The organism is Nitrospirota bacterium, from assembly GCA_015233895.1.
GTDB lineage: Bacteria > Nitrospirota > Thermodesulfovibrionia > Thermodesulfovibrionales > Magnetobacteriaceae > Magnetomonas.
The window spans coordinates 1-22,638 of record JADFXG010000042.1; the positions used below are offsets into that span (position 1 = coordinate 1).

Sequence of the window (22,638 nt, forward strand, 5' to 3'; positions counted from 1 at the left end):
TCGTGTCATCCCTCCTTTCTTTTTTCATAACTGATATTATATTTCTGTTATGCAGTTTCTGAAAATACAATTTTCAAAATATGCTCTCTACTTAGAGTTCATGACACAGTTTTTTGAACACTCTCGATAAACACGGATGAACACAGATAATTATTTAATTTATCTGTGTTCATCTGTGGTTAAAATTTGTTCTGAATGCAACTCGGTATGAGAATTATGACCGCCTCGGCAATATTCATGGATGCGCTTAAGTACGTCGAGCCTCTTATGGACAATTAATCTGTTATAACGTTAGGTCTTCTACTACTGGTTTAAACCAAATTACAACAACGGTATTACTTCTTTTTTATTCAATAATCTTAGGTACTTTGTAAAAATTACCGGCTCTTTCCGGCGCATTTGAGAGGGCATCTTCTATGGTAAGTGAGTCTCGTTCTATGTCCTCCCTAAATACGTTCATAACGGGGATTACGTGTGAGGTTGGCTCTACTCCGTCTGTGTTAAGCTCGTTTAGTTTTTCAACATAGAGCAAAATATCGCTTAACTGCTTACCTAATGTCTCAAGCTCTGAAGCATCTAACTTCAACCTTGATAGTGCCGCGATGTGTTTTACATCATCAGTTGTTACGCGCATGTGCTCCTTTTATATCTTTTCCAGATTGGCAAACTTAAGGGCTAATCTTTTTATTCCAACGTTTGGGAAATTTACAGTTACTTTCACATCGTCATCCTCGCCGTAACAGTCCCTCACCACTCCCACTCCCCATTTGGGATGCTTCACCCTGCAGCCGGAATTGTATGGAAACACTACCGGCTCCTTCTTGCCCTCCTGTGAGCGTGCTGAGCTGTTTGTTGGAATTGCATTTTTCTCAAGCCATAAACAGCAATCTTTCGGTATGTCTTTTAGAAAACGCGAGGGCTCCTGTTCCTGAAACTTAGCATAAAGCCTCCGCCTGCGTGCCCCCGTCATAAACAAAACATCCTTTGCCCGTGTCATCCCCAGATAGAAAAGCCGTCTCTCCTCATCCAGCTCATCCTCAGTACCTGTAGCCTTAAAATATGGTATCAATCCGTCTTCAAGGCCGGTTATAAACACCACAGGAAACTCCATTCCTTTAACATTGTGAAGCGTTGTCAGTGTGATGGCATTAGTGTTAGAGGCATCACAAGTGTTTGTTGTTGAGATAGCCACCATATCAAGAAACTCCCGAATTGGCATATTACCGTTTGCAAACATCAATTCGGTTATTTCACTTAACTCATTTTCATCCAAAATCTCTATGTATCCAGTCAGTGTGCCAATCAGCTTTATACCATCCGATACGGTTTTAACATCAGAGCTTGAAAGCGTATCAAGGAGTGAAACAAAGCTCTTAAGTTTTTCCTTGACTTGCACCGTAAGCCCCTTGTTGTTACATACGTTTTGCATGGCAACGTAGAGACTTACACCCTCTTTCTTTGCCTCCTGTTCAAGTTTAGAGATTGTGTTTGCAGAAATTGAGCGGGCTGGCAGATTTATTATTCTTCTTATGCTTACGTTATCATAGGAGTTTATAATCAGTCTCAAATACGATATGACGTCTTTGATTTCCTTTTTCTGGTAAAAATTAGTGCAGCCAAATACCCGGAAAGGAATCCTTTCATCTTTCAGTGCCTCCTCTATTACCCTTGATTGAAGCGGCACCCTGTAGAGAATCGCTATATCTCCATATACATACGTTCCCTTAAGGTAGAGGTCTTTTATATTTTTAGCTATATATTTAGCCTCATCCTCCTCTGAGATGAACCAGTAGTGGCAGACTTTTTCACCGGCAGCTTTGTCTGTCCAAAGGGGTTTTGTCTTTCTGTTTCTGTTTTTTGCTATTATGCTATGTGATACGTCAAGAATGTTTCGCGTAAAGCGATACGCCTGCTCAAGATTAATAGACATCGCATCGGGGAAATCTTTTTCAAATCTGCTTAGGACGTTTTCGCTCTCAAGCCCCTTATACTTATATGTGCTCTGGTCATCATCTCCGGCAACAAGAATATTTCTGTTTTTCTCCGACAATATTTTTAACAAATAATACTGTGAATAATTTGAATCCTGAAACTCATCAACCAAAATATAATTAAACAGGTCTGTGTACTTTTCCAAAATATCAGGGTTTTCCTCAAACAGTTTTATCGTATAAATAATTAAATCGTCCTGATCAAGCGCTCCGGACTTTTCCATCTCGTCCTGGTACCGGACATACACCTTGATAATTTTTTCATCAAAATCAAAGCTGCTTGAAGAGGAAAGCAAATCATCAGGCATTACCAGAGAGGATTTAAAACAGCTAATCTTAGAGAGCACCCCTTTGTAGAGAGCCTCATAGAGCTTCATCTCACTTAGTATATGCCGTATCAGCCTGCTCTGGTCATCGTTGTCATATATGATAAAATCATTGTTTACGGAGACTTTTGCCCCCTCCTGCCTCAAAATCCTGCTGCACTGGGAATAAAAAGTCCCTATCCACGCATCCTCCAAATCCTCAGAGATGATATACGATATCCTGCTTTTCATCTCGCTGGCTGCTTTAATGGAAAAGGCAATGGCAAGCATGTTTTCGTACTTTGATTTGTCTTTCTTATAGAGGTGACTGTACTTGTGGGTTATAAGCTGGGTCTTACCGCTTCCGGCACCAGCAAGCACAATTATTGGAGACTCCATGTGTTCAATGGCTTCACCCTGCTTAGAGTTTAACTTATCAAAAGATAAATGCTCAAACATAAAGTCCACTTCTATTATTGTAGCATACTATAAGATGGTTTTTCAATATATTATTGGCCATGTATATTTTAATGGTCATTAACTTGTGGGCAGTGAATGGTTGCAGGGTCTCAAATTTTATAAAAGAGCTTTTTATCCGGCACAGGGTATGTGTATTGAGTAATGCCGGCCCGTCCCAGCTCTATAGCCCTTTTAATCACATATCCGGCATCAATGGAGTAAATATCAAGGTTTGACAGTTTTGTTTCCCTAAAGTATGTTTTATCCATATGTATGGCAAGTTTTTTAGTATCCATATTTCCTGTCCGTTTAAGAAATGTGTGAGTGCCCTCGTTACCATCTGTGTCTCTGTATGTGTAGGTGACAGTGGTGGGGAAAATCAGGCTGTAGTAGTATATTTCCTTTCTTAAAATACTTTCCACGCAGTGTAAGGACGTACAAATCTCCAGATTTTTTCCGACACCCAGCCCCATAATGACAGCGTTGCCAATGTTTCCGATTCGATAGTAAGGCGAAAATTCATCCCATGAGGTTTCCGACCTGTGATGGTCATTAAGGAGATAATCCGCATTTGGCCCAAGGGCGCAAACCGAATGGTCAATGTTAACACTTCTCTTAACTCCGGGATAGCGACGGAATAACTCAGTCAGAAGCCCTGCATATGAGGGGGTTGTCAAAACATCAAAATAATCCACATCCTGCTGTGGATACGCCGGCATCATAAGCGTACCATCAGGAGATATCTCCTCAATCAATGCCTCCAGAAGTTCAACCGGAGATGATGTAAAATTAAAAAAACTGTTCCAGCTGCTATGGATAAAAACAGTCATGTTTTTTTTAAGCCCAAGCACTCTGAGTGCATCCATAAGGTCTGTAAGTGAGAATTTCGGATAAAATGCTTTTTGAAATCTGACAAGCGGATACCTTAAAAGCTCCTTTGGGTTTCTGGCATTTAATCTCTTAAGGGCAATCTCTTTTAATCTCTCCCTGATGATATTTTTAAGGGGTGCTCTCATTCTAAGCTGGTTTTAGTTTTTTCAAGACGGTTTCTCTAATTATCGGATAACTAACCATGGCAGCCATCTCATTGTAGTTAAATCTGACAGCGAATTCCTGTTCAAGCGCAGTTATAAGACTTATGTGATTTATGGAATCCCAGTGGGTAAGGGTTTTCATCGAGGTTTTGTCGTTAATTTCCGACTCACTTATTTGCAGCACTATTGCCATTACTTCTTTTATCCTGTTATCCATCTGAACCCACTTCTATATAATCTATTTGTATATCCTCAAAATCCTTTAGATTAAGGCGGTAATTTTTCACATTTGCATCCTCCGAGGTTTTTATAAAATGCAGTGAGTCATAGAAAGTACTAACCTGGTCGTTTTTCCCTGTCCTCACATACTGTGCCTCTGTTTCTCTGACATTATGTTTTCTTAAATTATGTACTATTTCGTTAAAAAAAACAAACTCCAGATCTCTTCCTATCACGCGGCAACTCATAAGAAATGTGTCTATCCGGGCGGTATCCCCCGGGCTTATGATAGAAAGCCCCGTAAATCCATAATCACCAAACCTGTCACAAGCGCTAAAGCAAAAAAGAAGATGGCCGGTGTTTATAAATTTCTCAATCTCTGCATCGGTGTATCTTTTTGTGGTAAGGTTAAACTGATTTGTCTTTTGGGTAAGCTGAGACATACGTGGTATCAGAGTTTTTTCATTTACAGTGATGTTAAGTTTAAGGCCGAGAGATTTAAGGTAGTCCTCAATTTTGTCGTATTTGAGTTTCTCTTCATTTCTCATTTTTTGATCACTATAGAGTTTTGTTCTTCTTTCATCTTCTTTTGAGTGGCCGGAAATGTAAAATAATTCCGATATTTTTCTCATAACCTGAGGATACTCATAGATATTTTCTGGAACAAGAACTGTTTTAATTTCTGGCAAAAACTGGTTAACTAAACCAATCTCAAATTGTGAGTCATCCACATATACAATACTCTCCGCTGAGACATTAAGCTCAGAGGCTATATCTTTAAGATTTGTAACCTTATCAGTCCAGTTAATTTTTTTAATGGCAAAGTGTTCACTCCTTAAAATCATATCAGGATGGGTTTGCAGGATTTCATCTACGTCATCGGGATTATTTTTTGAGCAAACGCACAGAAGAACTCCTTTTTTCATCAGAGAAAGAGCTATGTGCTGCACCTCTGTAAAGATTAATCCCTCAGTTGTATTGGGGGACATTTCGATTTTTTTTAAACCGTCCTCACCCACTGTTCCTTTCCAAAGGGTGTTGTCACAGTCTAACACTAAAACCTTTTTCGCTTTCCCTGTTACTGACATGATTACGGGCGCTATGGCGCAGGCATAGAGCCTATGGAATTCAAATGTGTAAAGAGCCCGCGATGAATAAAAAAATCTGTAATCAATACTGTTTTCAACTGAAAGCGCAGCTATGATTTTATTAATATCTATAATTTTTACGTTTTTAGCAGTGTTTTGAAAAATGTGTTCATTTAACTTTCTGCCTATCGTTTCGTATTTACTTTCAACAGTAGCGGAAAGAACAAAAGGCAGCGATGAAAAAGCGTTAAATAAAACTAACGGAATTTCTTTCAAGTTATTAAAAATAAAATCCATATCGGTTTTTGTTTTAGTAATGAGCGAATCTATCTCTTGTGTTTCCAAAGTTTCCGCCCTGTAGTATAAGCCGTCAACTAAGTTTGCAAGCTCACAAAATACGATTACACAATCACAATCTTTAACGTTTGCACTTTCCTGTACTATGTTATCAAAATTTCCTGTTGAAATATGGGCGTTTATTCCCCCGGTTCGTAAAGCGTATTCAACTGCCTCACCTAATAAGGTTAAGGTAATATTGGAAAGTATTTTTACGTAGTATTTTTTGTCTGTGATATTTTTTCTCAAATCAGGCAGGGCTTTAAGCACATCTTTATATTTTAGTTCCATATTTTCCCAGTATTTAAAAAGAAATATTTAGATTTTTTAAACGCTTTTGCCACCACAAATCAATTTCCTTAAGCGAGGCCAGCCATCCGCCTTTTGACGTACAGTAATTCAGTATAAAATCGTAAAGTTCAAAGTGTATGGGGTCACCTGCCGGATGAAAAGATATAGAGGCGCAGCCCTGTGTCTCTATAATCCTGTCAAGGATAGTTTTCACTACTTCTTTTGCCATCCCTAATCCATACTCCAGAGAGTTTGCGTTTGTCAGGGCAAAGTCCTGAAAGGCAAGAGGCACCTGAAGTATGGGAACAAGCTCTGCATTTTTAACATCATAGTGGTAATAAGGCAGTGCTGTGCCGCTTCTAAACCCAATGTTTCTGTTAAACCCTAATGTCGTATCCGACAAAAAGCCTGCCTCGTGCTGTATATGCGGAGTTTTTTCAATATCATAGTTAAGCCAGTGTTGGCGTGTTGAGGTTAATTCAAATCCAAGTGATTTTTCAAGATAATGTTTTTGCTCTTTCAAGACATCCACATCTAAAGCGGAAAGGTAACTTCCGTGAAGCCCTATGTCAATCCCGTCATCCTTCATTTCTTTTATCATGTCAAGAGTGGTTACCTTTTTGCCCCTAAATGTACATTTGTCTTCTAATGCGTAAAAACAGTCGTATTTGTGGATTTTTTTAAGCGGATACGCTGTGAAAAAAAATGATGAACTCAGTTTGTACTTTTTTTCAATGCTTAAATAATGTTCAATTGAATCTGCCACGGATGGATAAGACGGAGACTTATGGACAAAGAGCTTACCCAAAGAGAGAGCGGATGCTTTCATTTTTTCAGGCAGTGTTGAATCCGTATTCTGCATGTTTACCGTAAGCTCTCTGAGTTTTTGGTTAAAAGTAGTCTCTTTGCTTATAAAATCAACATCATGTGTAAGACAAATGGCAAAACTGTAACCGTGCGGCCATAAAGGGATTCTGGTTTTGAGAGTTTCCTTTAACCAGTAATTGATCTCTGGTACCCAAAGTTTTCCGCTCTTGTAGTTTTCTGAATACGAGTGTTCCCACAGATTCCACTGGTCTCTCTGTGAGCTTTCATACTCTTCTTTTCTTAAAAACAATCTGGCAAGATTTGAGGGCATAGAGGGGATGCCAACATTACCGTCAATCCCTAACCAGGAGCAAACGGTTTTTTTCAGGTACTGTTGTTCTGAAAGCTTCATAAATTTTCTGTCTCTCGTAAAATAGCTCTACCATTTTAACATAACACGGCATAGAAAATATCGCTTGACTTTTTCAATAAATGAGTATATATTTTGTAATATGTAGTACTCAACTCTTAGTGAGCATGGTAATGGTATGTAAACGCTATGTCAGTTGTAAGGGTAAACGTGCTTTTAACAGCTTTTAATTATTTGGCAGAAAGTTAGGTATGACTTGAAAGAGGGAATATGAACATGAAAACCAAAAAACATAATGAAGAGCTTGAGGCAAAAGTTAAAGAAAGAACAATTCAGCTTCAAGAGTATAATCTTGCTCTTCAGAATGAGATAACGAAACGTAAAGATATTGAGGAGAAATTAAAAGCCTCTCTTTTAGAGAAAAAATTACTGCTAAGGGAGCTGCATCATCGGGTAAAAAACAATCTGCAGCTTATTACAGCTCTTTTAGGACTTCAGCTTAAACATATTAAGGAGGAAACTTACAGAGAAATGTTTATAGAGAGCCAAAACAGGGTACTGGCTATCTCTTTAATTCATGAAAAACTCTATAAGTCAGAAAATTTTGTTGAGATTGATTTCAATAGTTATGTATCAAGTCTTTCAAGCGATATTATTGCTTCATTATGCTCAGACACGAGTATGATTAGTTTAAAATTAGATATTCCCCAAAATATAACAGTTGGCGTGGATGTAGCGACGCCTTTTGGGTTAATAATAAATGAACTCCTTACTAATTCTTTAAAACATGCTTTTAAAGACAAAAGAGATTGTTGTGAAATTAAAATCTCGCTGAGAGTGTTTGAAGATAATTTCATATTAACCATAACCGATAACGGCTCAGGGATTCCTGAGGGCACAGACATCGAAAAAAGCAAAACCCTGGGACTGAACATAGTCTCTATACTTGTCAGACAACTCAAAGGCACTATAGAACTTAACAGAACAAACGGGACAACTGTTACAATTGTATTTAAAAAATCAGATGATTGGATAATATGATATCAGTATCATCAAATGAGGAACTTATGGAGCACAATGCGCGGATAATGATAGTTGAAGATGATGGGATAACTGGTGCATACACAACAGAAATGCTGGAAAGCTTAGGCTATACAGTAACTTCACATGAGATGAACGGAGATGCGGCCATAGAACGGGCACTGAAGGATATGCCCGACTTAATTCTTATGGATATAAGACTGCATGGGAAACTGGACGGTATTGAAACAGCTTATGAAATAAGGTCGCAAGCAGACATTCCTATAGTGTATCTTACCGCCCATGCGGATATGAAAACGGTGGAACGGGCTAAAGTGACTCAACCTTTTGGCTACATAATAAAGCCTTTCAACAGCAAAGAACTGCAGTCTAATATAGAAATAGCAATATACAGACATAGCATGGAAAAAAAACTGAAAGAATTTAAGGAAAAGTTAGAAGATGAAATAGTTTTAAGCAAGAAACTTGAAGCACAACTGCAAAACTCTTTCAATGACCTTTCTCTGGCAAAGCTGCTTATGGAAACGGTTGCTAACGGTATTACAGATGAAATAGTCCTTATCACAAAAGATTATAAGATACTATGGGCAAATGATGCTGCGCGAAAAGCAACTATGGACAAAACATTTCAACCAATAGGAATGTGTTGCCATGAACTGACTCATCAAATGGGTACACCATGCCAATTGCCGGATACTCCGTGTCCTGTCATGGAATATTACCGGCAAGGAAAACCAACACCAGTTACTCATGTCCATTATGACAGTGTAAGCGGTAAAGAAATTTATGTTGAAGTTGTGGTGTATCCAATTGTAAATGCTTTTGGAGAGGTGGATAAGTTTGTTCATGTATCTAAAGACATAACAGAGAGAATAACCAAAGAGGAGGAAATACACTCTCTCAACAAGACACTGGAGCAGAAGATTAAAGAGGAGGTATCTTTAAGAGAACAAGAGGGACGGCTTTTATCCCAACAATCTAAACTAGCGGCAATTGGTGAGATGATTGGCGCCATAGCTCATCAGTGGAGACAACCGCTAACCGCTATATCTGCACTTGCACAGGGAATAAAGGATTCATATAAATTCGGCGAGATAACTAAGGAATATGTTGATGAAACAGTTGCTGTCATTTTGGATAGAATAGATTATATGTCTAAAACCATTTACGATTTCAGGGATTTTCTAAAACCATCAAAGGTTGCTGATGAGTTCGATCTGACAGACACAATAGAAGATGTATTATTCATGTTTGGCGATATGTTGAGCAAATCAAATATATTTGTCACTCTTGACAAGGGCAGACCCTCTGACACTTACATAATAAATGGACACGCAAATGAATTTAGACATGTGATTTTAAATTTGATCAACAACTCGCGGGATGCTATATGGTCAATGTGGGAAAAAAATATTCTGGGCAGGAATAAAAAAGGTGAGATTCGGATTCGTCTTTCAAAAGATGGCGGTAAGGCTTCAGTGACAGTCACAGACAATGGTGGCGGTATTCCTGAGGAAATAATTGAAAAAATCTTTGACCCCTATTTTACAACCAAATCGGATGATCAAGGCACCGGTATCGGTTTATACATGAGCAAAACCATAATTGAAGGTATGGGCGGCAGTATTTCATGCAAAAATATAGATGGCGGTGCTGAGTTTAAAATACAGTTATAAAGTAGTTTCCCATCGGTAGTACTACAGTATGAAAAGATCCAAATACACGGTAACGATAACCTATGATAACTGTGATGGCTGCGGCAAGTGTGCAGCCGTCTGTCCTAAGGTTGTTTTTAAGATGGTGGTTGGTTTGCCGGTACACTTTGACGCCGGTAATTGTGCAGGATGTGCCAGTTGTGAAGCTGCCTGCCCATACGGCTGCATCAGGGTTCAACAGCAACAGTAAATACATACCAAGTTGCAGTCAGAAGCATAACAAGGCGGCAAGGAGAAAGCGACGAAGGCGTACTTTTAGTACGTTGAGGAGCTTTTGAGGATGCTAACGAAGTTAGGCAATAGAATGCAGCTTGGTATCATGGTCTTTCGCTCTGGCTTTAAATGTCAGATAAAAGAACAACCCCGGCAAACTTGATATAATTACAGATACAAAATACGCAAATGATACGGCTATTGCCCAGTCATGGCGTACTCCTATAACCTGAAAGAGAAAGACAAACGCCCCCTCTCTTAACCCTATTCCGGATATTGAGACGGGAACAGCTGTTACCGTCACTATTATAGGAACAAAAATCATCAGGTTTACAAAACTGACATTGACACTAAGACTCAAACATATCAGGTATAAGGCAAAAATACTAACAAACTGTCCAACCAACGATATTATAAAGGAATTTACTAGTACCTTCTTTTTATTAATGTAGATACCGAAATACTCGTGCAGTTTGTTAACAAATGAAAATCTTTTACCGAGCTTAAAACCAAATACCACCACACTTCCTATAAAGAAAGATACCACCACCACTGGCATAAAGTACTCAATCCCTGTACCTTTGATCCTGTCAAGTCCTATAAGTGAAGCTGTTGAGCCAAGTATAATTATTGAGGCAAATCCAATATACCGGTCTATAAAAATAGAGCCTGCTGACTTTACCCCGTCTTTAATCTGCTTATAAACGTAGTATAATCTGACTGCGTCTCCGCCTGTGGTGCCAGGAAGCAGTATATTGAAAAAAAGTCCTATCATATATAAAGCAAACAGAAGACTTACAGGGATTTCATCACCAATAAACATCTGCCATCTGAAAGAGGCAATAAGCGTGGGTAAAACACTTATCAGACAGGCTATGATGAAATAAAACACATTGATGTTCTTAAACAGAACTACCACCTCTTTTACCCCTGCTTTTCTTAGCAGATACCAAACCAGCCCACCGCTAACCAAAGCTTTTATAAAAATCAGAAGGATTTTCTTTCTTTGTGGCGTCAATTAAAATTTGCCTTTAATGTTGTTTGAGTGCCTTAACATTGTGCCTGTTTACACTGTAGTCTAAGGAAACATAGGCACATATGTCAATTAACGGCAAGTGCGCGTGCAATAGCCGTGACCTGCTCAAGCATTTTCCTCCTGTCATCGCCTGAAACGTATGGAACTGAGGTAAAAAACTTATGCTCTGTCACTTCAAAGCCACAAAAAGTAAAGATGCCGCCGTCTATGGTCTGGCTAAGACTCTTAAACATGCCTGTGTCGGTGTATGTTTTTTCGTCGCCTCCGGTTGTTGATAAAATCAAGACTTTTTTACCGTTAAGAAGCCCCCTTACTCCCTTTTCATCTATTGTGAAAGCAAAGCCATAGTTAAATACCCTGTCAATGTATCCCTTTAAAATAGCAGGAAGTGAAAACCACCACACCGGATGAACAAAGACGACCATGTCCGACCACACAATAAAATCCTGTTCGAGCTTGACGTCGTCGGCTACTTTACTCTGCTGTGCCAGCAGGAAATCCGTTGACTTAAGCACCGGGTCAAATCCTATCGCATATAGGTCTCTGACTTTGACGTCATGGCCGCACGCTGTTAACTCAGATACCATTGTTTCTTTTATAGCATGGTTAAAACTGCCAGGATTTGGGTGACTGTACACTAATAATATTTTCATAGCCTTTACTCCTCCTTGTTCAGACATTAGTTTTAACACTGTCTTTGGTTAATCTGTAAATTACAGTAATCTTTTAGGACTTGCCTCAATCCGTTTATCTCAGAAGTGTCAGGCAGAGTATCCACCATTGTATCGATGTAGTTTCTTTCAATCAAAATAGAAAATGATTTTTTGAAATTCAGGTCAAAAATCCATGTAAGTTGTAAGAGTTTGAAATCATTTTCACACTTAACATCGGCAAGTTTAGCCAGTTTCATTGAGTAAACAGATTTGAGAATCTCTTTTGAATAGTTATCAGTAACAGGAAATCCAAGCATTACAGCAGAGGGTCTGTCAGTTTTGTTTTGAGTAAAGATTTCCTCTGTAAAAACCCGCCAGATATCCAGTTTATCAGCGTCTCTTACCATCTTAAGATATGTTAGCGTTTCAGGGGTAAGCCCTGAGGGTAGTTTGTAAGCGTTGTGGTACTTTACGGATTGAAGTATGATGTCTCTGAGTGCCGGAGAAAGTTCCCTGAGTACTCCATCCTGTGCTAACACCTCAGATCCAAGCACCCCATGATTAACTGATACGGCATCCTTAAAGGTTTTGTACTTAGCGTACTGCGGAAATCTTCCGACATCATGCAAAAGTCCAACGGCTGAGGCCGCATTAATCTCATCTTCTGAGCCAAAAACCCCCTGCGCTATGTCTGTCATATTTTTAAACACATGCCCTGAGTGAATCTCTTTGAGTTCAATATTTTTTTGATCCTTCTCATTTGTGTAATAAAAGGTTTGCACATAGTTTGAAAACCATTCCTTATATCGTATCAATGTCTCAGTGTTCATAACCGTTAAAATTCAATGCCCTCCCGTGCTGCAACTGTGCTGTTGTAGTAGTGTTTGACCTCTTTACACTCTGTAACCAAATCCGCACATGCAAGCACCTCATCTGCAGCCGCTCTGCCTGTAAGTATAAGTTCCACGTCAGGCGGTTTGTTGTGAATTAGCGCTACAAGGGTGCTGCTCTCTATAAGTCCTGCCGACACTGCGGCATTTATCTCATCTAAGACCACTATCTGATACTGTCCTGAGAGTACCGCAGAGGTTACCTCATTAAACCCTACTCTTGCCGCTTCAATGTCTTCAGTTGAAGGTTTGCCAAAAACAAATCCCCTGCCGTATTGCTTGCACACAATTAAATCCCCAAACGACCTGAGGGCGATTAACTCTCCGGTTTCTTTCGATTTTATAAACTGAGCAAAAAACACTCTGAGCCCCCTGCCAACTGCCCTTACAATCTGGCCAACCGCAGCCGTAGTCTTGCCCTTACCGTTACCTGTATATACCTGAACATATCCTTTGAACATTTGCTCCTTAATCAATTCAACGTGTTAATACGGAAAGTAACGTAAAAAGTATAAATGAGCCGTAAAGAATCCCAACAGCCGTTACAGCTTTAAGCCGTCCGTTTTTGAGCTTTGAGATAAACGGCACCATTATAAGAGTACCAGCAAACGCTAATGGCAATACAACAGCGCCAAAAAAAGCGCCTCTTCCGGGAAAGTATCTCAAAAGCTCAAACAGCCAGTAGAAATACCACTCTGAAGTGGGTTTAAAAGGGGTAGTGAAATTTATCTCCCTGCCCAGCTCCTTAGGAAACATTAGAGCTGCCACAACTGTACACAAAACAACAACCGTTACAACAGTCAGCACCTCAATAAGGTAATCGGGATAAAAACTTCTCTCTTTGTCTTCTGGTTCACTCATAGATTCCCGCCACACTACTGTATTATACCCCAAAACCTGTTATTAAATAAAATCAGTAGAAAGGCAGCCTGATATTAGCCGATATTCATACACTTTTTGCATATCTCCAGATCGGCTATTCCTCTTCTGAGTTTATTCCTTATTGTTTTGTAAGGTTCGTGTTTCCATATTTTGTACAAACTGTTCTGATAAATATTGCCAATCACGTGTTTGCGGTGGTAGTCGTTACAACACAAGAGTACGTTGCCGGTGTAATCTATAATCGGCATATCGCACATCTCATCACAAATTGATTTTCTCTCCTCCACCATTACATTTCGTTTTACGTTTATGATACCACCGCGGTTTAATAATGCGTCCTCGTGTATGTTTTGTAACTTTATGTGAGAGCTGTATTTTTCAAAAAGCTCTCTTTTTGCATTCATATAGGAGGAGCCGTCAATATCGTGGTTTGTAACTAGAAACAGGTTGACTCCGCTTTTTATCAGTATCTCTGCAAGTTCAGCTGTAAGATAATCACCATTTGTATTTATAAACACCAGACATCCGGGGCGTTTGCTTTTTAAAAAGCTGACAAAAAAAGGAAGTCTTCTATCTAATAGCGGCTCATTATAAAAGGCAAAATTAATTGTACCGGTAAAATTAATCTCGCAAAGTCTTTCAACCACAAGCTTAAAACACTCCTCAGTCATGAAAAGTTCAGGCACTGTCTCAAGGCTGTTAGGGCAGTAGTAACACTTGCGGTTACAGTATGTGGAGGTTTCTATGGTAAGGCTTCTTATAAAATTTGGATCACCGTATTTAAATAAATTATAGAGTTTCAAATATTTTGCATACAAAAATTTTTGTACATTGTGTGGTATTCCAAACTGATTTAACAGAAACAGTAATCTGCCCTTCATCATCGTTATATTGTACCTGTGTTATGTCTGATACGTCAAACTTAATGCTAAGCCAAATTCAATCGCTTAACTTCATTGCACACGTACAAAAGTAGGGGTGAACGATTATTTGCACTACAAAGTATGCCTCCATCACTTTCTCCTTGCCGCCTTTTTATGCTTCTGACTACCACTTGATATAAAATACACCGCAACTGTTTAAGAAGGGTTAAAAAAGAGTAACTTTGGGCAGCTAAAAATACCCACACAACGTGGAAATGAGTCTAAAATAATCTATCTTGCAGCTCAATCTTAGGAGGATGAAATGTTCCTATAATGATAAATGGATTTCTTCCCTTGAAATGAAACTCTTTGGTAGTACCAAGGTAAAAATACAAATCTTTCGTTTTAGCAAAATCATCAAAGTACTTTCTTTTTACGTCATCACAGGCTTTAACCTCATCTCCTTTATGTCTTTTAAGGCAGTTCCAAAAAAGTTGTCCGATTTCCCAATCTTCTATCATTAAAGTTCTTTCTATTGAAGAATCCTCCTTGAATTTATAGGAAAATTTGTAAGGTAGTTTGTTCACCACTTTAAAAGGATTATCATATTTCTCGAATAGTTTAGGCTGGCTTAATATTTTAGACAGCTTATTTTTGTCCCATTCTCTCTCTGTTTCTGTAATTTTGAAGTCTATTATTTCGGAAGGCTTAAACACGGCAAGGGAGGTATACATTGTTGGATTTCTTGACTCATCTATTAGAAGTTCCATGTTGGTATAGACTTTTTTTAATACTATTTCTTTTCTCTCTCTCCAATAATTAGTAGGTTCAATCCAAACGCCGGTTACGATGTCATTAATATTAACAGGACGATAGCTTTCCTGGCGCAGGTCTTTGGGGTTACGTTCTATCTTTAGTTCTATCCACTGATATTTTTTATATTGTTTTTCATAATCCAACTTTCTAAAAGGAATAGGATATAATCTCACCCATGTGCCATCTTCTCTGAAGCCTGCCGTACATACCGTTTCATCATATTTTTCAGACAATGTAGGATATGTTTTTACTGTTATCAAAATTTTAGTTTTCATAAACACTACAAACTATATGTGTTCAATTTGAAAACCATAATTTGTTGATAAAGTTTTTGCTATAACACTTCTGTGACATTGATAAGGCATCGCTTCAAAACACGTAAGAGCAATTCTTTTGTTAATTTTGATAAGCCTGTATATCTTTTCTATAGAGTCTAAATGGTTGGGCAAAATAATATTTCCATAATTAGCAAATAAAGCGTCATAATCGTCCTGAGTATTGAGAGACTTTCTCTGGGACGAATCAATTCCCAGTTCGGGCAGGTGTATGTACTGTATATTAAGATCGTTTACCGACTTTTCTAATCTGCTTTTAGAAAATCCATATTTTCTACTTATTGCATTTTTACGGACATCAAAAAGTATCTGAACATTGTTCTTAACCAACCGGTTAAGGTAATCTTCGAGACTCCTACCTTCATATCCCAAAGTAAAAACCACCTCATCAGTTCTTTGAGTGTCTATAGAGGTAATATGTTCAACTGTATCTTTTATCACAGATTCTCTAAACATACCAATTTCCATTTCATAACTCATGAACCATTCTAACAATATTGGAGTTTTCTTAACAAGTCATACGTAACTTACATTATCACTTTTCACCTGACCATAAACCTAACACTGTCAACGACATTGCCGGTTTTATTCGATATGGAGACGGTGTGTTTACCGTGGGCAGGTTTCCAGAGAAAGATGTCTTTAAAGACGCCGGTGTTTTTACCGTCTATTACCCATTGAAAATTATTGCCGGACGGTTTGTAGCTAAAGGGGATGCGCTGGCTGGCTTTGGGAATATCCATATCAATGGCAAATATAGCGCCATCAACCGGGTATGCTATATGAGTGGTACTGTCGGATTTAACTGTTGAAATAACAGTGCTTGTTGGCTCAGTGCCTTTAATAAACCACTCAAGGCGCGGGGATTCTGATGTAGCTGAGAATGAAACCTGTCTTTGTATTAGTTCAGGGGCAACAGCTGGCGGCTTTGACGGATTGTTGCTGTGCAGATATGTCATTGTCTCAAGCCACAAGGGGGCAGCGCCTGTTATTCCTGTAACGTCTCTCATAGGCTCACCCGAAAAATTTCCTACCCACACCCCTACAGTATATGTGTCTGAGTAGCCAACACACCAGTTATCCCGCATGTCCTTACTTGTGCCGGTTTTGGCGGCACTCCAGAATTTTGTCGAAAGGGGGTTTTCAAGGCCAAACGTCGTGCTCCTTGCCTCTCTGTCTGATAGTATCGAGGAAATTATAAAAACCGCCCGCTCATCCATTATTCTTTTACCTGTGACGGATGTGTTATCAACTGTCATCGTCAACCGGCTGTATATGCCCCTGTTTGCTAAAGTCCTGTAGGCATTAACCAGCTCCATGAGGGTTATATCGGCTGAACCAAGGGCAAGTGAGGCACCGTAGTAGTCAGCTCCCTCTGTAAGGCTATCAAATCCAATCTGTTTAAGGCGGTTGTAAAATGGCTCCACTGCGGTCAGAAGTATCGTCTTAACAGCTGGAATGTTGATAGATGAGGAAAGAGCGGTTCTCAAAGACACGGCGCCCTTATAGGTGTTATCATAGTTTTCCGGCACGTAAAGCCCGGTTGTTGTTTTTATTTGAAGTGGAGCGTCTTCAATTAAAGAGGCGGCAGTGAGATATTTCTTTTCTATCGCCAGTTCATAAAGAAACGGCTTAAGAGTTGACCCTGCCTGCCGTTTTGCCGTAATGCCGTCAACGTGGCGGGCACTTGAGTTTAAGCCAGAGTTGCCGGCATAACCTAATATCTGGCCGGTTTTATTTTCCACAACAAGGATGGCTCCGTCTTTAACGTTACTTTGTCTTAGCCGGTAGATACTGTTGCTGAGTATTTCGATTAGGTATCTCTGAAGGTTAGCGTCAAGCGAGGTTGTAAGGTTATCAGAGTTTACTTTCAGGAATTTTCTGGCAAAATGAGGGGCTAACGACACAACAGGAGTAATCCTATACGGTACGGTCAGCCTTTCTTTGGCTATAGTTTCGATTTGGGCACATTCAGAATTTTTACCCATAGATTTATTTAAGGCACAGGCGCGTTTTGCCGTAATCTGCGGGTCAGCATTTGGGGAAACTACTAAAGAAGCTAATATCAGAGACTCCATTTCATTTAAACCAGTGGGGGATTTTCCAAACAGACCGTAAGAGGCGGCACTTAGTCCCTGAAGTTCCCCTCGGAAAGTTATCAGATTAAGATATGCCTCAAGGATTTCGTTCTTTGTCCAATGTTTTTCTATTTGGCGGGCAACAAGGATTTGATCCAACTTTTTTACAAATGTTTTTTTACCGCTCTTAATATCTTTTTTTAAAACAGCAGCCAGCTGCATGGTAATTGTGGAGGCTCCGCGCCGTTTTTTCTTTACAAATGTATCAAGTGCAGCCTTTATCAACGCTTTGTAGTCCACCCCTGAATGCGTATAAAAATGCCGGTCCTCGGAAAACACAACGATTTCTAAAAAAGCACTGGAAATATCACTAACTGAAGTCCAGTTAAGGCGTCTGCCTCTTTGGTCAGTGCGTATCTCCTCAATTGGAGTGCCATGTCTGTCAAGTAAAAGCACATCACTTTTCTTGTATGATTTTTTGATGTTTTTAAATTCCGGTGGCATCCAGTTAAAATCCGGCATAAAAAGCGAGATAATTAGAACAATAGGAATAAGGGGTAATGCTGGGAGAATTATGTATTTTAGAATTCGCTTCATATTAGTTACGATGGCATTGAACTTTTTTGAGAGTTGGCAGATCAGGATTAATTTTTTTTCTTAACTATAAAAAACATTCTGCCGTGGCTTTTCATAACACCTGCCTGTGATTCGGCTTCTTTGCCGCTGCCCCAGAAAAAGTCAGCCCTGCCAGGGCCTTTTATAGCACCTCCTGTGTCCATACAGAGGGCAAAGCGTGTCAGAGGAACTACGGTCTTTACTTCACCGTCAGAGGAAAATTCCGCCCTGCTTGATGATACAAAGACAAGTGAACCAAGTGGAAACACAGATTTATCAACTGCTAAGTTTCTCCCTGCAACAAGAGGCATACCGGCAGCGCCAACGGCAGCGTCTTTTGTTTCTTTGAAAAACACGTAACTGGGATTATAGGAAATTATGCGGTCAGTCTCCTCAGGATGTTCCTTTAGATACTTTCTGATAGACTGAGCGGTTACATCCTTCAGGGGAATTTTGCCCTCATCAGCAAGCAGTTTCCCTATGCTTTTGTATGTGTGGCCGTTGGAGGCGCCATAGCCAACATTTACACTGGCTCCGTTAGTTAGCTCTATCACCCCTGAGCCCTGCACCTGAAGAAAAAACAAATCCACTTTGTCATCAACCCAAAACAGCTCTAACCCCCTGCCACCCAGAACACCGCCCATTATCTCGGCATTGGTGTAGTAGGGCAAAAGTTTAGTGCCGATAATACGGCCTACAATGATTTCACCTTTAAGATGTTCCTTAAATGAGCCAAGCTCTGCCGTTATCTTGTCATGTGGTACAGAGTAGAGGGGGTATTGGAAGCGGTCGGTTTTTACCCTGCTGCCCTTAAGTTTCGGCATATAGTATCCGGTAAAAAACACGCTGCCTCTGCCATCTGCCCCTGCAGCCGTATAAATGGCAAAATTGTCCTTTATTTGCCGGTTTAAAGCATTGAAATCACCATTGGCCTCATTGACTAATTTAAGAAAAAATGACAATGATTCTTTCAATTCCCGTACTGTATAGACATCTTTTGCATATCTTACCGTGTTGCTCTCTTTCAATTTGCCAAGGTACTTCAATGACTGGCTTATACCATCCTTCAGGGAACTCATGGAGTAGTCGTCTGAAAACTCAGGAAAGTACTCCGGTCCAATTCGAACTAAAACATCCCCTTCGGAGGGCAAAAATGGTTCGGTTCTGCCAGGAGTCACAATGTGTACTGCACATCCTGACAGAACCGTTAACAAAAGACAGATTACAAACACCTGCAGATATTTAAACCTAAGTAGCTTCACAGTCAGCCTTACTGATAATTTTCAGATTACCAGTTTGTTATCGGAAGGTTATTTTTGTCTTTGAACTTGCCGAGTATAATCATTACGAAGTCAATTAATGCCCATACGCCTATACCGCCAAAGGTAACAAGCATAGCAATTCCCGTTCCGATTTTTCCGACATAGAAACGGTGTCCTCCGAAAGCTCCCAGAAAAAAACATAAAAGCAAAGTCACCAACCTATTCTTCTCAGATACCATCACATCATCCATAACACACACCTCCGCCTGTTTAGTTAAAGGTTTCAAAAACCTTTGGGTCGTATAATTTATTGACAAGCACTACCACTAAAAAACACTTGTAATATGATAACATTTAAAGATAAATTTTTTCACTGCATAAATTCTCAAGCTTTGTCAGCCAATCGTTAATCGGAAATTTTATGCTGTCTGACTAAACTTTCTCATCAGCAATCCTTCCCTCACTTATAACTAAAACAGTGTCGCAGATTTGCTCTTTGATTTTTGTATCGTGTGTGGCAATCAGGATTGTCGTCTTTAGATTGGTTTTTATTTCCAGCAAAATGTCTTTTATGATTTCATAATTTTTAGTGTCAATTCCGTTAGTTGGCTCATCCAGAAACAGAAACCCGGGGGTTATGGCAAGTGCCCGGGCTATGCCCATTCGGGCGGTCTCTCCGGTGGAAAGTGTGAGAGCATTTTGACGGTCTTTCTCTTTAAGGCCAACCATGTCAAGTGTCTCATTAGTTATCTTGTCAATGTCCACTCTACTTTTTTTTCGTACCTTTAATCCATAAGCCACGTTTTTATAAACCGTCGTGTTAAACACTCCGACATTGGGCAAAAGCAGGGTCATCCGCCTTCTGAGCTCAATGTCGTGCGGCAATATCCTATCGCCGGCTGTATAGAAAATATCTCCGGAGTCTGGCTTTTCAATAAGCGCACAAATTCTCAGGAGCGTTGATTTTCCGGCACCATTTGCCCCACATAGTGCATAACACCGTGACATCTCAAACCGGTAACTAATCCCCCGCAATACCGCTATGCCTCCATAACTCTTATGTATATCTGTGACGCTAAGGCTGAGTTCACCGGACACTAAAAAATCCCCTTTCAGACTGTGACAAATGAACGTACCGGCTTTGAATTTTGATTACAAGGGTATTAATTACAAGTGAAACCGAAAGCAGTACGATGCCCAAAGCCAGTGCTAATTCAAAATCCCCCTTATCAGTCTCAAGCACTATGGCTGTAGTCATAACACGAGTGACACCCAAAATGTTGCCCCCAACAATTAAAATAGCGCCAACTTCTGATATTACCCTGCCAAAAGCTGCCATCACAGCCGTGATAATCCCAAAGCGCGCCTCTCTGATTATTGTAAGGGCTGTTTGAAATTCTGTTGCCCCCAGGGTTTTACAAAGTAGCCTTAAGTTAGGGTTTACCCCGCGTATTGCCGATGCGCTTATGGCACAGATGTGTGGAAATGCAAGGATGCTCTGTGCTATAACCATTGCATAAGGAGTATATAAAATGCTAAGAAATCCAAGGGGCCCGCGTCTTGAAAGAAACAGATACAATAGCAGCCCAACTAACACCGGAGGAAGCCCAAGGAGCGCATTCACAATTGCAAACAGTGTATTTCTGAGTGGGAAATTCCTCAGAGCCATAAAAGCACCAAGCGGAAGCCCAATTAAAGAGGCTAAAATGAGCGCTCCACCTGATACCTTAAATGATAAAACAACAATCTCAGTAAAGCTCTTATCCAGAGTAACTATAAGATAAAAAGCCTTGATTAGTGAGTTAAATATTGTCTCCAAGCGATGTTTACTTAATGTTTCTCTATAATGTAAAAGAGCTGATTACCTGCCTTATCCTTAAATTCTCTGATAGCATCGGTACCCTCTTTTGAGGTCACCCAGTTGATAAATTCCATAGCCTCCTTGTACTTAGCAGAAGGATTTTTCTGAGGATTGACCGCCATAACGCTGTAGTAATTAATCAACGTTGTGTCACCCTCTAAAAGCAATGTAAGTTCCGGCTTATCTTTGTCGGCAAGCCACGTAGATCTGTCAGTAAGCGTGTAGGCAGACTTTTCGGAGGCTAACCGCAGAGTTTTAGACATTCCCTGGCCGGACTCTAAATACCACGGTTGCCCTTTAGGGTTAATCCCCGAATCTTTCCATATGCTGAGTTCTTTTACATGAGTGCCGGAGTTGTCCCCGCGTGAGATAAACACGCTGCCGGATTTAGAAATCTTGTCAAAACCCTCGGAGGCTTTCTTAATTCCCTTAATTTTGGCAGGGTCGTTAGGCGGGCCAACTACTATAAAGTCATTGTACATAAATTCCATTCTGTTTATAAAATAGCCCTCTTGCACCGCTTTAAGTTCAAGCTCTCTGGCATGGACAAAAACAAAATCAGCATCCCCTCGCTTGCCTATCTCTATTGCAGCACCGGTTCCCACAGCTATAGCATCAACTCGAATACCTGTTTTTTTCGTAAACAACGGCAGTATATGGTCAAGAAGTCCGGAGTTCTGTAAACTTGTCGTAGTGGCGCACCTGATTGACGTCTCCGCGCTCAGATTACCTCTAGATATGGTAACGCATGCTACTGCCACGATTACAAACAAACACATTGATAAGTACTTAGAGTTCATTTTGACTCTCCTTTCAGATATGTGATTTGTTACGGCTAGAAAATTATAGCAATAAATATTTGTAGAGTCAACACGGCGAATTGCCTCATGAAAAAACTATATAAAACGGCAACGTTGCCTCAAGTAAAAAACTATTTGAAAAGATACGATAAAGACTCTCAGCTCAGAAAACTGGGAGGCAGAGATGAGGTTAACGATGAAAGAAAGACAGGCAGTAACTAAGGTGATAGCACAGAGGTATAAAAAAGCTGGGAAAAAGCAAAAGGGGACAATACTGGATGAATTTGTAGCATTGACTGGCTACAACAGGTGTTATGCAGGGTATTTGTTAAGGGTACATGAAAGTAAGGTGAGGTTATCTTCAAAGAAAGTGTTGGTATTAGACGTTAACAAGACAGTAGCCCCACAGAGCAATAGAGAGTATGACGAGAAGGTATTTTCAGTATTAAGAAAGATATGGCACATAATGGACTGTATCTGTGGTAAACGTCTATGTGCGATCCTCAAGGAGGTGATCCCAATACTGAGACCGTTGCAAAATTCCCAAAATAGGGGAAAAGTATTTCCCAATTAATACCGAGTAGCAGCCTAAAATATAATAATGATGAGATTACCACGTCGCTATCGCTCCTCGTAATGACGGATAGGTACGCCCACGCACAGCCCACGCCGTCATTG

At 39.9% G+C, this 22,638-nt stretch carries 24 protein-coding genes; 4 read left to right on the forward strand and 20 right to left on the reverse strand.

The window, feature by feature from the left end:
* Positions 1–346: 346 nt before the first annotated feature.
* The 6 genes from gatC to HQK88_16235 all read right to left on the reverse strand — a co-directional run bounded on the left by gatC (position 347) and on the right by HQK88_16235 (position 6,942).
* Complete coding sequence (gene gatC / locus HQK88_16210; protein ID MBF0618344.1) at positions 347–634, reverse strand: Asp-tRNA(Asn)/Glu-tRNA(Gln) amidotransferase subunit GatC; 288 nt, start codon at positions 632–634, stop codon at positions 347–349.
* Between the two features lie 9 nt (positions 635–643).
* Positions 644–2,755, reverse strand: coding sequence for a DUF3553 domain-containing protein (locus HQK88_16215; protein MBF0618345.1), 2,112 nt, complete (start codon positions 2,753–2,755; stop codon positions 644–646).
* Between the two features lie 110 nt (positions 2,756–2,865).
* Positions 2,866–3,771, reverse strand: coding sequence for an AAC(3) family N-acetyltransferase (locus tag HQK88_16220; GenBank protein MBF0618346.1), 906 nt, complete (start codon positions 3,769–3,771; stop codon positions 2,866–2,868).
* Between the two features lies 1 nt (position 3,772).
* Positions 3,773–4,006 carry a hypothetical protein gene (locus HQK88_16225; protein ID MBF0618347.1) on the reverse strand — a complete coding sequence of 78 codons (234 nt, stop codon included), beginning with the start codon at positions 4,004–4,006 and terminating at the stop codon, positions 3,773–3,775.
* Complete coding sequence (locus tag HQK88_16230; protein ID MBF0618348.1) at positions 3,999–5,723, reverse strand: HAD-IIIC family phosphatase; 1,725 nt, start codon at positions 5,721–5,723, stop codon at positions 3,999–4,001. The genes HQK88_16225 and HQK88_16230 overlap by 8 nt, the downstream gene beginning before the upstream one ends.
* Before the next feature lie 13 nt (positions 5,724–5,736).
* Complete coding sequence (locus HQK88_16235; protein MBF0618349.1) at positions 5,737–6,942, reverse strand: hypothetical protein; 1,206 nt, start codon at positions 6,940–6,942, stop codon at positions 5,737–5,739.
* A gap of 234 nt (positions 6,943–7,176) precedes the next feature.
* Here HQK88_16235 and HQK88_16240 point away from each other — a divergent pair, with 234 nt between their 5' ends.
* From HQK88_16240 to HQK88_16250, 3 genes are read left to right on the forward strand one after another with little or no spacing between them, the layout of a single operon-like run.
* Positions 7,177–7,941: a hypothetical protein gene (locus tag HQK88_16240; GenBank protein MBF0618350.1), complete on the forward strand. Its 765-nt coding sequence runs from the start codon at positions 7,177–7,179 to the stop codon at positions 7,939–7,941.
* 26 nt (positions 7,942–7,967) lie between these two features.
* Positions 7,968–9,617 (forward strand): response regulator, encoded by a 1,650-nt coding sequence (locus tag HQK88_16245; protein ID MBF0618351.1) that lies wholly within the window; start codon positions 7,968–7,970, stop codon positions 9,615–9,617.
* 28 nt (positions 9,618–9,645) lie between these two features.
* The gene (locus HQK88_16250) at positions 9,646–9,846 is read left to right on the forward strand and encodes a 4Fe-4S binding protein (GenBank protein ID MBF0618352.1); all 201 of its coding nucleotides are present in this window, start codon (positions 9,646–9,648) and stop codon (positions 9,844–9,846) included.
* A gap of 102 nt (positions 9,847–9,948) precedes the next feature.
* Here the strand turns inward: HQK88_16250 and HQK88_16255 are convergent, their stop codons facing one another.
* The 14 genes from HQK88_16255 to HQK88_16320 form a co-directional block, all read right to left on the reverse strand.
* Positions 9,949–10,887, reverse strand: coding sequence for a flippase-like domain-containing protein (locus HQK88_16255; GenBank protein MBF0618353.1), 939 nt, complete (start codon positions 10,885–10,887; stop codon positions 9,949–9,951).
* A gap of 83 nt (positions 10,888–10,970) precedes the next feature.
* Positions 10,971–11,558, reverse strand: coding sequence for an NAD(P)H-dependent oxidoreductase (locus HQK88_16260; protein MBF0618354.1), 588 nt, complete (start codon positions 11,556–11,558; stop codon positions 10,971–10,973).
* A gap of 32 nt (positions 11,559–11,590) precedes the next feature.
* Positions 11,591–12,388 (reverse strand): HD domain-containing protein, encoded by a 798-nt coding sequence (locus tag HQK88_16265; GenBank protein ID MBF0618355.1) that lies wholly within the window; start codon positions 12,386–12,388, stop codon positions 11,591–11,593.
* 5 nt (positions 12,389–12,393) lie between these two features.
* On the reverse strand, positions 12,394–12,909 hold the full coding sequence (locus tag HQK88_16270; GenBank protein MBF0618356.1) for a cob(I)yrinic acid a,c-diamide adenosyltransferase: 516 nt from the start codon (positions 12,907–12,909) through the stop codon (positions 12,394–12,396).
* Positions 12,910–12,925: 16 nt separating this feature from the next.
* Positions 12,926–13,309: a hypothetical protein gene (locus tag HQK88_16275; protein MBF0618357.1), complete on the reverse strand. Its 384-nt coding sequence runs from the start codon at positions 13,307–13,309 to the stop codon at positions 12,926–12,928.
* 74 nt (positions 13,310–13,383) lie between these two features.
* Positions 13,384–14,214 carry an SPASM domain-containing protein gene (locus tag HQK88_16280; protein ID MBF0618358.1) on the reverse strand — a complete coding sequence of 277 codons (831 nt, stop codon included), beginning with the start codon at positions 14,212–14,214 and terminating at the stop codon, positions 13,384–13,386.
* A gap of 260 nt (positions 14,215–14,474) precedes the next feature.
* Positions 14,475–15,284, reverse strand: coding sequence for a hypothetical protein (locus tag HQK88_16285; protein ID MBF0618359.1), 810 nt, complete (start codon positions 15,282–15,284; stop codon positions 14,475–14,477).
* 12 nt (positions 15,285–15,296) lie between these two features.
* Entirely contained in the window at positions 15,297–15,800 is a 504-nt protein-coding gene (locus HQK88_16290; GenBank protein MBF0618360.1) for a DUF488 domain-containing protein, read from the reverse strand.
* Positions 15,801–15,886: 86 nt separating this feature from the next.
* Positions 15,887–17,926, reverse strand: coding sequence for a penicillin-binding protein 1C (pbpC, locus tag HQK88_16295; protein ID MBF0618361.1), 2,040 nt, complete (start codon positions 17,924–17,926; stop codon positions 15,887–15,889).
* A 140-nt stretch (positions 17,927–18,066) separates the two neighbouring features.
* Positions 18,067–19,299, reverse strand: coding sequence for an MltA domain-containing protein (locus HQK88_16300; protein MBF0618362.1), 1,233 nt, complete (start codon positions 19,297–19,299; stop codon positions 18,067–18,069).
* Between the two features lie 26 nt (positions 19,300–19,325).
* Positions 19,326–19,550, reverse strand: coding sequence for a TM2 domain-containing protein (locus HQK88_16305; protein MBF0618363.1), 225 nt, complete (start codon positions 19,548–19,550; stop codon positions 19,326–19,328).
* A gap of 181 nt (positions 19,551–19,731) precedes the next feature.
* Positions 19,732–20,307: an energy-coupling factor ABC transporter ATP-binding protein gene (locus tag HQK88_16310; protein ID MBF0618364.1), complete on the reverse strand. Its 576-nt coding sequence runs from the start codon at positions 20,305–20,307 to the stop codon at positions 19,732–19,734.
* 79 nt (positions 20,308–20,386) lie between these two features.
* Positions 20,387–21,118: an ABC transporter permease gene (locus HQK88_16315; GenBank protein ID MBF0618365.1), complete on the reverse strand. Its 732-nt coding sequence runs from the start codon at positions 21,116–21,118 to the stop codon at positions 20,387–20,389.
* Between the two features lie 11 nt (positions 21,119–21,129).
* Complete coding sequence (locus HQK88_16320) at positions 21,130–21,939, reverse strand: substrate-binding domain-containing protein (protein ID MBF0618366.1); 810 nt, start codon at positions 21,937–21,939, stop codon at positions 21,130–21,132.
* A gap of 217 nt (positions 21,940–22,156) precedes the next feature.
* Between HQK88_16320 and HQK88_16325 the strand changes: the two genes are divergently transcribed.
* Complete coding sequence (locus HQK88_16325; GenBank protein MBF0618367.1) at positions 22,157–22,534, forward strand: hypothetical protein; 378 nt, start codon at positions 22,157–22,159, stop codon at positions 22,532–22,534.
* The last annotated feature ends 104 nt before the right edge of the window (positions 22,535–22,638 follow it).